11 protein-coding genes are annotated in these 11,650 nt (G+C 70.7%); 6 read left to right on the top strand and 5 right to left on the bottom strand.

Translation table 11 applies throughout. The annotated features are described in order from the left end of the window. The first annotated feature begins 68 nt into the window (after positions 1 to 68). Positions 69 to 1,076 carry a LacI family DNA-binding transcriptional regulator gene (locus tag ACZ6TI_RS13445; protein WP_465345306.1) on the top strand — a complete coding sequence of 336 codons (1,008 nt, stop codon included), beginning with the start codon at positions 69 to 71 and terminating at the stop codon, positions 1,074 to 1,076. A gap of 261 nt (positions 1,077 to 1,337) precedes the next feature. Further along, positions 1,338 to 2,195 (top strand): immunity 49 family protein, encoded by an 858-nt coding sequence (locus ACZ6TI_RS13440; RefSeq protein ID WP_465345305.1) that lies wholly within the window; start codon positions 1,338 to 1,340, stop codon positions 2,193 to 2,195. 32 nt (positions 2,196 to 2,227) lie between these two features. On the opposite strand, the gene ACZ6TI_RS13435 is transcribed toward ACZ6TI_RS13440, so the two are convergent. The 4 genes from ACZ6TI_RS13435 to ACZ6TI_RS13420 form a co-directional block, all read right to left on the bottom strand. After that, positions 2,228 to 3,376 carry a PQQ-dependent sugar dehydrogenase gene (locus ACZ6TI_RS13435; protein WP_465345304.1) on the bottom strand — a complete coding sequence of 383 codons (1,149 nt, stop codon included), beginning with the start codon at positions 3,374 to 3,376 and terminating at the stop codon, positions 2,228 to 2,230. 134 nt (positions 3,377 to 3,510) lie between these two features. Beyond that, positions 3,511 to 4,983 carry a HoxN/HupN/NixA family nickel/cobalt transporter gene (locus ACZ6TI_RS13430; protein WP_465345303.1) on the bottom strand — a complete coding sequence of 491 codons (1,473 nt, stop codon included), beginning with the start codon at positions 4,981 to 4,983 and terminating at the stop codon, positions 3,511 to 3,513. Continuing rightward, on the bottom strand, positions 4,983 to 6,092 hold the full coding sequence (locus ACZ6TI_RS13425) for a DUF3500 domain-containing protein (RefSeq protein ID WP_465345302.1): 1,110 nt from the start codon (positions 6,090 to 6,092) through the stop codon (positions 4,983 to 4,985). Before ACZ6TI_RS13425 ends, ACZ6TI_RS13430 begins: the two co-directional genes overlap by 1 nt. 60 nt (positions 6,093 to 6,152) lie before the next feature. Further along, complete coding sequence (locus ACZ6TI_RS13420) at positions 6,153 to 6,326, bottom strand: hypothetical protein (protein ID WP_465345301.1); 174 nt, start codon at positions 6,324 to 6,326, stop codon at positions 6,153 to 6,155. A gap of 31 nt (positions 6,327 to 6,357) precedes the next feature. On the opposite strand from ACZ6TI_RS13420, the gene ACZ6TI_RS13415 reads away from it, so the two are divergent. The 3 genes from ACZ6TI_RS13415 (at position 6,358) to ACZ6TI_RS13405 (ending at position 9,471) form a co-directional block, all read left to right on the top strand. Continuing rightward, positions 6,358 to 7,359, top strand: coding sequence for a LysR family transcriptional regulator (locus ACZ6TI_RS13415; RefSeq protein WP_465345300.1), 1,002 nt, complete (start codon positions 6,358 to 6,360; stop codon positions 7,357 to 7,359). A gap of 57 nt (positions 7,360 to 7,416) precedes the next feature. Continuing rightward, complete coding sequence (locus ACZ6TI_RS13410; RefSeq protein WP_465345299.1) at positions 7,417 to 8,106, top strand: GntR family transcriptional regulator; 690 nt, start codon at positions 7,417 to 7,419, stop codon at positions 8,104 to 8,106. A gap of 129 nt (positions 8,107 to 8,235) precedes the next feature. After that, positions 8,236 to 9,471 (top strand): M50 family metallopeptidase, encoded by a 1,236-nt coding sequence (locus tag ACZ6TI_RS13405; protein ID WP_465345453.1) that lies wholly within the window; start codon positions 8,236 to 8,238, stop codon positions 9,469 to 9,471. A gap of 25 nt (positions 9,472 to 9,496) precedes the next feature. On the opposite strand, the gene ACZ6TI_RS13400 is transcribed toward ACZ6TI_RS13405, so the two are convergent. Continuing rightward, the gene (locus ACZ6TI_RS13400; RefSeq protein WP_465345298.1) at positions 9,497 to 10,486 is read right to left on the bottom strand and encodes a phosphoglycerate dehydrogenase; all 990 of its coding nucleotides are present in this window, start codon (positions 10,484 to 10,486) and stop codon (positions 9,497 to 9,499) included. Positions 10,487 to 10,565: 79 nt separating this feature from the next. Here ACZ6TI_RS13400 and ACZ6TI_RS13395 point away from each other — a divergent pair, with 79 nt between their 5' ends. Continuing rightward, the gene (locus ACZ6TI_RS13395) at positions 10,566 to 11,648 is read left to right on the top strand and encodes a tartrate dehydrogenase (RefSeq protein ID WP_465345297.1); all 1,083 of its coding nucleotides are present in this window, start codon (positions 10,566 to 10,568) and stop codon (positions 11,646 to 11,648) included. Positions 11,649 to 11,650 lie beyond the last annotated feature (2 nt).

Below are 11,650 nucleotides of genomic sequence, written 5' to 3'. Positions count from 1 at the left end.
GGAGATGTCAACGATTACATTGGGCTGTGAGAGCCTAGAGAGGACGACGGAACACTTCAGGAGTGAGCTTGAGCGGGCACGGTCGGGCCAGGGTGACGGTCAGCGATGTGGCGCAGGCGGCGGGGGTGAGCACCGCGACGGTCACCCGCGCCCTTCAGGAGTCTCCGCTGGTGGTGCCCGCTACCCGGGAGCGGGTCGTGGAGGCCGCGCGACGGCTCGGCTACACGCCGGACCACACGGCGCGCGACCTGCGCCGCGGGCACCGGACCGCAGCCGTCGGGCTGATCACCGCGGGCTTCACCAACATGTTCCAGGCCGGCGTCGCCGCCGGAGCGGAACGGGAGCTGCGCCGGGCCGGGCTGCAGTTGCTGATCGGTTCCACTGACGACGACATCGCCAGGGAACCAGACCTGGCCCGGACCATGGTCGATCGGCGAGTGAGTGCGCTGATCACGATGCCCGACGGCAACGACCGCGACTTCCTGCACGCCGACCGGACCTTCGGCACCCCGATCGTGCTCGCCGGGCGACCGGCGAACGGCCTCGCCGCCGACGTGGTGATGACCAGCGACGACAGCGGCGTCCAGGACGCCACGAGCCAACTCCTCGCGCTCGGGCACCGGCGGATCGCGGCCCTGGCCGGGCGCGCCGATTCCTTCCGCGCCGTCCAGCGCCTCAGCGGCTACCGCACCGCGCTCACCCGCCACGGCATCGAGGAGATCCCCGAACTCGTCGTGACCGGCTTCACCACGAGTGAGCAGGCGCGCACGGTCGCCGGCCGACTGCTCGACGGACCGGAACCGCCCACCGCTGTCCTCGCCCTCAACCTCGGCATCGGCACCGGACTGCTGCTGGACCGCATCGCCCACCGGCGCGGGAACGCGTTGATCATTCTCGACGAAACCGAGGTTTCCGCCGGACTCGGCATCTCGGCGATAACCCGAGACCCGCAGGAGGTGGGACGCGCGGCGGCCGCGCTGGCCCTCGAACGCATTGCCCGCCCGGACACCCCCGCCCGGACCATCACCATGCCGACCACACTGATCAAGCGCGGCTCCGGTGAACTGCCACCGTGAACGCCGCCAAGATCGGGGCGGTCGTGCTCCTGCTCTCGCCGTCGTTCTCTACCTGGCGGTCGTAGCCGCGGCTTTCGCTGGTTCGTTCGTCGTGGTCGGGACTTTGCTTGGCGAGCGCGCTCGAACGCCACTATGATGCCGGCGGGTCGGCGATTCCGATCGACGTCCTCTTCGGACTCGCGCTCCTTCGCGGCGCTCACTTGGCCTGCTCGCGGCGCCGACCGGAGCGTCCGCGCCGCCTGAGCCGAAGCCGGAGGATCGTTGTTCATCGCGCGGCACGACATCGACTGGGAGCAGGCCGACCTGATCGACCAGATCGCGGTCGAGGAGCGCCTGTTCCGTCGCGGCTGGCAACGCCTCCCGCAGCGTCCGGGCAACATCGGCGTGCTGTTCCCTGACTCGTTGAAGGCTGCCGGGCTGCAGGCGGTGATCGATCCCACCGCTCCGCAGCTGCACCTCTGGCTGACGCGATCGGTGCGCGCCGCCTGCGCGTCGATCGAGTTGATCAAGCCCGGTGACGCGCCGGTCGAGGTGGATCTCGGGCTCGGTCCGGCGGTCCCGATCGAGCGGCTCGGCCGAAACCGGATCTTCAATGCGCAGGACCTGAAATGGGCGCTCTTCGCCGCGATGATCTGCCGCGACCGGCCCGCGATCGAGCTGCTGTGCCGGGTCGATCCAGTCGAGTTGCGCACGCCGGGAGGCACAGTCGACGAGTTCCTGGAGACGTTCGTTCGTTTCCTGCAGACGATGCTCACCCAGCGGGCCGGCGCCGGTGAACTGCTCGTGCGGGCGATGGCGCAGACCGATCCGGCGAGCCTGCGGACCGGAGCTGTGGACTACACACTCCACATCGCGGTCGGTGAGATCGATTGTTTCGCCGGCCTCGGGACGCCGTTCGCCGAGGAGTTCAGCGAGAAGCTGGCCCTGGCACTGCAGCGGCACCGCACGTTCTACGAGTCGGTGCAGATCACGCCCGGCCGGTCGCAGCGCCGGGACCCGCGCGGCTTCATCGCGCTGGGCCCGCTGGCCGCGGCGACCGCGGTGCACGACCTCGGCGGCACGATCACCGTTCGTTCCGACTACCTGCCCGAGGCGTTGCTCAACGGCCGCGCGCGATAGCCCGATGAACATTTCCGTCCCCGCTCTTGTCGTCAACGGGCGGGGAAGCGCAGGACGCGGTCGTCGCCGTCGCGCGCGTTGCCGCTGCGCTGACGGTTGGACGTGGTGAGCCAGAGCGCGCCGTCGGGGGCGACCTCCACCGTGCGGAGCCGGCCGTAGCGTCCGGACAGCTGGGCCGTCGGCTCGCCGAGACGCCCGTCCCCGAGGAGCGGGATCGTCCACAGTCGCTCGCCCCGGAGGGCGGCCATGTAGAGGGTGTCGCCGGCGATGGTGATGCCGGACGGTGATGCCTCGGCAGTGGTCCACGTGCGCAAGGGGTTGGTGAAGCGGCCGTTCGCGGTGTCGCCGGTGCCCTCGACGATCGGCCACCCGTAGTTGTGGCCGGCTTCGATCAGGTTGATCTCGTCGAGGGCGTCCTGGCCGAACTCGGCGGCGTACATCCGGCCGTCGGCGTCCCAGGCGATGCCCTGCGGGTTGCGGTGGCCGAGGCTGTAGACGGGGGAGCCCGGGAACGGGTTGCCCGGCGCCCGGGCGCCGTCCGGGGTGAGGCGCAAGATCTTGCCGTTGAGGCTGGACATGTCCTGTCCGCGATCGGTGAAGGTGCCGTCGCCCACCGTGGCGTAGAGCATGCCGTCCGGGCCGAACGCGATGCGCCCGCCGCTGTGCCCCCGCCCGCGCGGGAGCGTGAGCAGCACTTCCGGAGCTTCGTCGCCGTCGAGCCGGAACCGGGCGATCCGGGCGTCATCGGCGGTGGTGTAGTAGGCGTACACCCGGTTGTCCTGGGCGAAGCCGGGGGAGAGGTCGAGGCCGAGCAGGCCGCCCTCGGTCAGCACGACCACGCCGGGGATCTCGCGGACCAGGCGGGGTTCGCGGCCGCCCGGCCCGATGCGCAGGATGCGTCCGGTGCCTCGTTCGGTGACCAGGGCGTCGCCGCCGGGCAGGAAGGTCAGGCCCCACGGCACCTCGATGCCGGTGGCGATCTCCTCGGGCGCGGTCAGGTCGGGCGTGCGCGCCGGCGAGCCCGAGGAAGCAGCGGGCGGCGGCGTGGCCGGCGAGAAGGACGCGGCCGGCGGCGAGGCCGTGGGAGGGGGATCGTCAGCGCCGCCGGCGGTGCAGCCGGCGAGGAACAGGACGGTCAGAGCAGCGGCGGTGATTCGCGGCGGTGAGGCGTACGTGATCACAGGTTCTCCTCGGTCGAGGGCAGCGGAGATGAATTCCGCAACGCTTCGAGGCCGCCTCGCGCATCCTCCAGTGCGAGGCGCTCGGCCGTGGCGGCGTCGTGTGCCCGGAGAGCCCGGACCAATGCGTGAAAGGCTTAGGAAAGCAGCGGGAAACCGCTGTTCAGGCCACTCAGGAGCAGCCCGGCGCCGAGCGCGGTGACCACCGCGGCGCTGGCGAGTGGAATATTGGTTCGCCACCGGGTGCCGAGGCGTTCGAAACGGCTGAGAAGGTGGCGAGATCGGACGAGAATGATGCCGAGTCCGATGAGGACCGCGGCGAGGCCGACGCTGAAGGAAAGGATCAGGCTGAGGCCGAGAACGGTGCGATTGACGCCGACCGCGAGGACCATCACGCCGAGGGCCTCGGGACACGGCACGAGTCCGCCGGAAACTCCCATGGCGATCAGATTGCGCGGGGTGATGCCGCCGGCCGGGAGTGTGTGCGTGTGCGACCGCCCGCCATGGCTGTGCGGGACGCCGCCGGCCTCATGGTGATGGTCGTCGTGGCTGTGCCCGTGAGCCACGCCGGCGTGCACCAGCGCTTGGTCTGGATGGTGCTCGGGCGCCGGCGGCCGGGCTCGGGCGGCGGGCCGGCGTCGCCTGATCAACTGCAACCCGATCACGAGGACCAGGACGCCGGAGACTGTTTCCAGGGCAGGCACCAGGACTCCGGGCACGAGGAACCGGCTTGCGAACAGGGCGACCAGGCCGATGACGATGACCGAGGCGGTGTGGGTGAAGGTGATGACCGCGCCGAGGGCGACGGCGTTGCGGGTCGTGCCACCGCTCCCGACGAGGTAGGCGGCCATCAGCGTTTTCGCGTGGCCGGGCGTGAGCGCGTGCAGGGCTCCGAGCAGGGCGGCGAAGCCGATCGCGAGGAGCACCACGGTCAGCGACAGCGTCGGGGACTCGAGCAGGCCGGCGAGCCGGCCGGCATCAGCCGGGGGCGCGGCACCGGCCGCGTCGGAGGGCGCGGCCGGCGCGCCGGGGCCGATGCGATAGGTGACGCGGCTCTGCTGCTGCACCGCGTCACGCTGCTGGGCGCCGAGCACGACGGGCGTGCGGGCGCCACTGACGGCGTTCACCTGGTAGGTCGCACCCTTGGGGGCGTTGTCGTTGCGGAAGAAGAGTTCGTGCTCGCCGCCGCTGGACGGTGCGCCGTCGGCCCGGGCGTGCAGCCGGACGACGCCGTAGCCGGCCTGGATGGTCAGGTAGGACGGCATGTCCACATCGGTCAGGACGATGCGCAGCGGCAGGTCGTCCGCGCGGAGCTGGAGGCGTCCGAGGACGCGCTCGCCGTACGCGTGGGCCTCGGTCTCGCTGATCTGCCGGTTGTCGTCGGAATCCAGGTCGGCAAGGGCATCGGGCGCGACGAGCACGCCGGGCGAGATGTCGAGGTCGACGCCGATCGTGGCCGGCGCCGGGGTCAGATAGGCCGCCTGGAGGTAGGCGTCGAGTGGGTGCGCCGCGGCGGAACCGGCCGGCAGCAGCACACCGATCACCAGGCCGATCGGCAGGAGCAAGGCCGCACCGGTGGCCCGGCGGATGATCAGGGCGCGACGGCTCATCAGCAGACCGTGCCGCCGTAGTCGTTGGTGGGATCGCGGTAGATGCCGTGGATGTGGTTCTCCGGATCGCCGCCCATGGCCTGCGGGGAGTACTCGATGACCACGTGCGGCCCGGTGATCCGGAAGTACGCGGCGCTGCCCGGCGTGGTCGGTCCGTACCAGGCGAAGTGGGTGCCGGCGAGGTCGGCTTCCAGCTGCGCCTGCCGGGCGGCGGCGTGCTGGGCATTGCCCAGTCCGCCGTACTTGCCGAGCAGCGCGAGGAACGCGGTTTGCTGGGCGGCCGTCATCGCCGAGCCGGGCAGCCCTTCGGGAGGGATGGTCCGGCAGTCCTGTCCCGCGCCCAGCACCAGGTCGATCGGCTCGGTGCCCAGCACGGCCCGCTGCCGCAGGCCGCCGTTCAGCGAGTTGACCAGCGCGAACGCCTGGTCGGTGATGTCACCGAGCGGGCGGACGGAGTTCCCGTCCGCGTCGTAGGTGGCCGGCTCGGCGCCGAGGAAGCTGGGCGTCATCGACAGGGCGCCGCCCTCGATGGTGGCGTTGACCGAGAGGTGGTGGCCGCCGAACTGCCACTGCCACGGTTCGGTCGGCGACGGTTCTCCGACGATCGCGAGCCAGTAGTACTGCCGGCCGATGCTCCCGCCGCGGCGGGAGGACAGCGCATCGTCGGCCGCCCACTCGTCGATCACCCGGTTGTAGCCCTCGGGGCTCATGGTGGCCCGCATCATCGCGAGGAAGGCATCGACCTTGCCCTGCTCGAGGTCGCCGATCATCAGGCCCGCCCGGTCGAACACGCCTTGCGGCAGGTTGGACCAGCGCTGCTTCTGCTCCCGGTCGTCGCGGTCGAACAGCACGCTGTCACGCTCCTGCTCGCTGAGGGCGGCGAGGAAAGCGTTCGCGGTGTCGACGATCCCCGCGGTGGCGGACGTGGACGGGCCGGAGGCGCTCGGCGCTCCGGACGGTGGCGTGCTGGAGCCCGTCGAACCCGAGGCGCTCGGCGCACGTGGCGCCGGTGGGAGCGTGCTCTCGTCGTCGCCGCACGCGGCCAGCCCGAACGCCAGCACGAGGGCGGCGGCCAACGAGCCGGCGCGGGGGGCGTCGCGAACCGTCATCGAGGCCCTGTCGGAGATTCTGGTGGTAGGGAGCCGATGCATGGCACGGGCCCTTCAGGCTCAGGCGGGCCCGACGCGGTCAGGCGCGGAGACGACGAGGCGGTTGGCGTACGGACAGTCGAGGTCCACCACGAGCGACAGCGATTCCGTCGCCAGCGACAGCGGTTCCGACTGCTGGCGTACGGTCGGCACAGAGGCGAGAAGCAGTCCGGCGGACACCGCCAGGGCGGCCACGCCGAGAGACATTGACTCGAGTGGGCGAAGCATGCTCGTCAATCTGCCCGCGCCGGCACCGGACCGCCAACGCGAAAAGCGCATGCATACTATGCGCATGCCGCATAGCGATCTTGGCTTGCTACAGGAGCTGCGTGCCCTCTATGTGCTGCTCGATGAACGGCACGTGTCCCGGGCGGCCGAGCGGTTCCACCTCAGCCAGTCCTCGATGAGCCGCACGTTGCAGCGCTTGCGCGCGCAGTTCGGCGACGAGCTCCTGGTGCGTTCCGGCAGCGACTACGAACTCACCCTGCGGGCGCAGGAGGTGCTGAGCGAACTCGCGCTCCTGCTGCCGCGGCTGGAGAATCTGGTCACCGGCCAGAACTTCGATCCGTCCACGGCCACCGGCATCGTACGCATCATCGGCACCGACTACACGACCGCGACCCTGGGCCCGCACCTGCTGCCGCAGCTGTTCCTGGCGGCGCCCGACCTGGAGATCCGCGTCGAGCAGCGGGACCAGGACAGCTACGCGGACCTCGAGAGAGGCCGGGCCGACATCGCCCTGTCCGTGATGCGCCCACCCACCCCGTTGCGCTGGGAGCAGTTGTTCACCGACGACTTGGTCTGCGTGGTGGATCGCGACCACCCCGTCCAGGACGGCTTCTCGCTGGCCGACTACCTGGCCGCCCGCCATGTGGTGATCACCCTGATCTCGCAGGAACAGCCCATGATCGAACGGTGGTTGCAGAACATCGGCCAGGCCCGCACGGCTGCCGTGCGGGTGACGCACTTCGGCGCGGCCATCGCCGCTCTGCCCGGGACGGCTCTGGTGGCGTCGATCCCGCGCCGGTTGGCGGAACTGCACCAGGGCGATCCGCGGTTGCGGCTGGTCGAACCTCCGGAGGTCTTCGAGGCATTTCCGTACGGGATGATCTGGCATGCGCGCATGGACTCCGACCCGACCCACCGCTGGCTGCGCACCATGCTCCGTACGGCGGCCAAGGAGCTGACCTTCGCGGGCGCGGGACGGACAAGCGACCATTTGCTGTAGCAAAAGTCTCACGGGGTTGCTAGTGGGCTTGGCCATGGCAGGCGCTAAAGTTTCGTCATGGCTGCCACCGAGACGCTCGCCGACCGGGCGTACCGTCATGTCCGCTCCGCCATCGCCGCCGGCGAGCTCGCGCAGGGGGAGAAGGTGACCGAGCGCGGTGTGGCCGAGCGGTTGTCGATCAGTCCCACGCCGGTCCGTGAGGCGCTGCGCCGGCTGGAGCTGGACGGGCTGGTCGAGCGGATCGGGCCGCGGACGATGCTGGTGGCCACCATCCGCGACACCGCCATCGACGACCTCGTCGAGGTGGAGATCGGCCTGCGCGGTCTGGTCGCCCGTTTCGCCGCCCGGCACGCCACCGGAGCCCAGCTGGATGCCCTGGATGCGATCCTCGACCGTGCCGACGACCTGCTGATCCTCGTCAAGCAGCGGCTGGCGCGCGGCGAGTCGTCGCGGCGGCACCTCACCGAGCTGCTCGACACCATGCAACAGTTCAACGACACCGTGGACGCGTGTGCGCACAACCCGGTCCTGATCCGGATGCTGGAGCAGAGCCGGGTGTTCACCCGCCCCGAGAAGCGCGAGATCGTGCTGCAGCGGGTGGCGAAGGACAACACGTTCGGGCTGGAGCGGTACACCAGCCATCGCGCCCTGGTGCGCGCGCTTCGCGAACGGGACCCCGCCACCGCCGAGCGCATCGCGGTGGAGGACGCGCAGGCCGGGATGGCAGCCTTGCGGGAAGCGCCGTGACGAAGACACCTGACGTCCGTCCGGCCTGCGGTGAACGTCGCCCGGCGCTGAGCCGTCGGAAAAGGCCGGCCTGCGGGATCTCGGCCGTCCCGACAGGGTCGTGCGAGTCCGGTACCGTTCTGCGCTGTGATGGTGAGGGTGTTGTTCACGGTTGCCTTCGCGCTGGCCATTCTCGTCTCGGTGAGCCTGCACGAGGCGGGGCACCTGCTCAGCGCGAAGCGCTTCGGGATGCGGGTCACCCAATACTTCGTGGGGTACGGGCCGACGATCGTCTCGTGGCGTCGCGGCGGGACCGAGTACGGGCTCAAGGCGATTCCGCTCGGCGGATTCTGCAAGATCGTCGGGATGACCCCGGACGACGACGTCGACCCGGCGGACCAGCACCGGGCGATGTGGAGGTTCCCGGTGTGGAAACGCACCGTCGTCATGGTCTCCGGAGTCATGGTGCAGTTCGCCCTGGCCGTCGTGACGCTCTGGTTCGCCGCCGCGTACGTCGGTGTGCCCAATCTCGACTACCCGCAGAGCGAGGCCGACCTGGCCGCGGAGCCGGCCGCGATCACGATCGGCGACTGCGTCACCCCGGACGCCGCGCGGGCCTGCACCCCCGCCGACCCGGTCGCGCCGGCCAGGACGGCGGGGCTGCGCACCGGTGACGTGCTCACCGCCGTCAACGGGGTGCCGATCGCGAACTACGCCGACATGCTGCGGGTCGTCCGGCAGACCCGGCCTGGCCCGGCGGAGGTGGCTTACACCCGCGACGGGCAGCCCGCCGTGGTGCGCGCCGACCTGAGCGCGGTGCGGCGCCCGCCGCTGGACGACCCGGCCGGCCCGGTCGCCACCGTGGCCGCTCTGGGCGTCGGCCTGCACATCTCCGCCCCTCGCGAGGTGACCTTCGGCCCGGCCGGCGCCGTCGGGGCGACCGTGACCTATTCCGGCTGGATGGTCGGGCAGACCTACGAGTCGGCCAAGCGGATCCCGTCGAAGATTCCCGCTCTCTGGCACTCGATCACCGGTGCTGAGCGCGACCCGAACACGCCGATCAGCGTGGTCGGGGTCAGCCTGATCGGCGGGGAGGCGGCCTCGCTCGGCCTCTGGTCGACCGTGTTGATGATCTTCATCGGGCTGAACGTGTTCATGGGCTTCTTCAACCTGCTGCCGCTGTTGCCGCTCGACGGCGGTCACATCGCCATCGCCTGGTTCGAGCGGGCCCGTTCCTGGGTCGCCGCGCGGCTGGGCCGGCCCGACCCGGGCCGGGTGAACTATCTCAAGATGATGCCGATGACCTACACGGTCATCCTGATCGGCGGCGCCTTCACGCTGCTGACACTGACCGCCGACATCGTCAACCCCATCACCATCCGATAGGGACCGCTGCCCCGACGGCCCTGGCTCACCCTCTCAGCGGCGGGCGAGGGCGGGGCGCGGTGATCAGGTGCGCGTTGACGGACGAGGCGGGTTTGCCGTCGAGGGCCGCCACCAGCTCGCGGGCGCCTTCGAGGCCGGCGTCGCGCCGCGCCTCGGCGGTTTGACCGGCCATGTGGGAGTAGATGGTGATGCCGTCGACACCGCGCAGCACGCTGTCCGCCGGCACCGGCTCGACACCGGCGACGTCCAGTGCCGCCCCGGCGATCCGGCCGCCCCGGACGGCGTCGGCGAGGGCGGTCTCGTCGACGATGGGTCCTCGGGCGGTGTTGATCAGGTAGGCGGTCGGCTTCATCCGGCCGAGCGCCGCCGCATCGAGGAGGTGCCGCGTCCGATCGGTCAGCGACGTGTGGACGGAGACGTAGTCCGCTTCGTGCAACAGCTCGTCCAGGCCGGCGAAGCGCACCGGCGTGCCCTCGTCCGCCGGGGCCGGTCGGGACGAGGAGCACAGCACCGTCATGCCGAACGCCTCGGCGAGCGGCGCCACCCGCCGTGCGACCGCACCCCAGCCGATCAGTCCGAGGGTCTTGCCGCGCAGTTCCTGCCCGTCGAGGCGGGGCCAGCCGCCGGCGGCGACCGCGGTGGCCATCGGGACGAGGTGGCGGGCCTGCGCGAGCATCAGCCCGATGGTGTACTCGGCGACCGCGTTGGCGTTGATCCCCGGCAGGTTGCTCACGCTGATGCCGAGCCGGGTGGCAGCGGACACGTCGATCGAGTCGTAGCCCACCCCCGTGCGTGCGATCGCCCGCAGGCTTGGTGCCTCCGCCAGCACCCGCTCCGACATCGGCTCGTTCGCGATCAGCGCACCCTCGACACCGGCGAGAGCGGCGATGAGCTGATCGGCCCGGCGTGGTCCGCGCATCGGTTCATGACGGGTCACGAAGCCGAGTCCGGAAAGATAGCCGTCGACCTCGTCGCCCGGGGCCAGGTAGTCGGTGGTGATGAGGATGGAGGCCATGGGCAGTACGTTAATTTGCTATTGCATATCGGTCAACAGCGGCTTCATGCTTTGCCATAGCATGCGATAGGGTGCTGCCATGAGCGCGCATCGCATCGCTGTGATCCCCGGTGACGGCATCGGCGTCGAGGTGATGCCGGCCGGCCTCGACGCGCTGCGCGCCACCGCCGCCCGCTTCGATCTGCGGCTCGAGTTCGACAGCTTCGACTTCGCCAGTGCGGACTACTGGCAGCGGCACGGCACGATGCTCCCGCCCGACTGGGAGCAGACCCTGCGGCGATATGACGCGATCTATTTCGGTGCCGTGGGCTGGCCCGCGGTCGTGCCCGACCACGTCTCGCTGTGGGGCAGCCTGCTGCAGTTCCGCCGGGTCTTCGATCAGTACGTGAACCTGCGCCCCTGCCGCCTGATGCCCGGCGTCCGCAGCCCGCTCGCCGGCCGCGAACCGGGTGACATCGACTTCGTCGTGGTCCGCGAGAACACCGAGGGCGAGTATTCGAGCGTCGGCGGGCGCATCTTCGAGGGCACCGAGCGCGAGACCGTGCTGCAGGAGACGGTGATGACCCGGATCGGCGTCGACCGGGTGCTGCGGTTCGCGTTCGAGCAGGCGCGGCGCCGCTCCGCGCGGCACCTGACCTCGGCCACCAAGAGCAACGGCATCTCGATCTCGATGCCCTATTGGGACGAGCGGGTGGCTGCGATGGGCGAACGGTTCCCCGAGGTGCGGCTGGACAAGTTCCACATCGACGCGCTGGCCGCGCAGTTCGTGCTGCACCCGGAGTGGTTCGACGTGGTGGTCGCCAGCAACCTCTTCGGCGACATCCTCTCCGACCTCGGTCCGGCGTGCACCGGCACGCTGGGCATCGCCCCGAGCGCGAACATCAACCCCGAGCGCGACCACCCGAGCCTGTTCGAGCCGGTGCACGGCTCGGCGCCGGACATCGCCGGCCGCGGCGTCGCCAACCCGGTCGGCCAGATCTGGTGCGGGTCGATGATGCTCGAACATCTCGGCCATCCGGAGGCCGCGGCCCATCTGCTCGGCGCGATCGAGGACATCCTCGCCCTCGGGCCGCAGGGCGCGCCGTTGACCCCCGACCTGCACGGCACCGGCACGACGGCCGAGCTCGGCGGCGCGATCGCCGAGCGGGTGGCCGAGCGCTGAGC

The organism is Actinoplanes sp. NPDC051388, assembly GCF_055586225.1.
Note: the sequence above shows the minus strand (reverse complement) of the source record. Positions and strands in the feature narration are given on the sequence as shown.

Bases quoted from the DNA above. Each gene is read 5' to 3' on its own strand.
- ACZ6TI_RS13430 (WP_465345303.1), bottom strand. From the start codon at position 4,983: ATGAGCCGTCGCGCCCTGATCATCCGCCGGGCCACCGGTGCGGCCTTG.
- ACZ6TI_RS13425 (WP_465345302.1), bottom strand. From the start codon at position 6,092: ATGACGGTTCGCGACGCCCCCCGCGCCGGCTCGTTGGCCGCCGCCCTC.
- ACZ6TI_RS13415 (WP_465345300.1), top strand. From the start codon at position 6,358: ATGCTCGTCAATCTGCCCGCGCCGGCACCGGACCGCCAACGCGAAAAG.
- ACZ6TI_RS13410 (WP_465345299.1), top strand. From the start codon at position 7,417: ATGGCTGCCACCGAGACGCTCGCCGACCGGGCGTACCGTCATGTCCGC.
- ACZ6TI_RS13405 (WP_465345453.1), top strand. From the start codon at position 8,236: ATGGTGAGGGTGTTGTTCACGGTTGCCTTCGCGCTGGCCATTCTCGTC.
- ACZ6TI_RS13400 (WP_465345298.1), bottom strand. From the start codon at position 10,486: ATGGCCTCCATCCTCATCACCACCGACTACCTGGCCCCGGGCGACGAG.
- ACZ6TI_RS13395 (WP_465345297.1), top strand. From the start codon at position 10,566: ATGAGCGCGCATCGCATCGCTGTGATCCCCGGTGACGGCATCGGCGTC.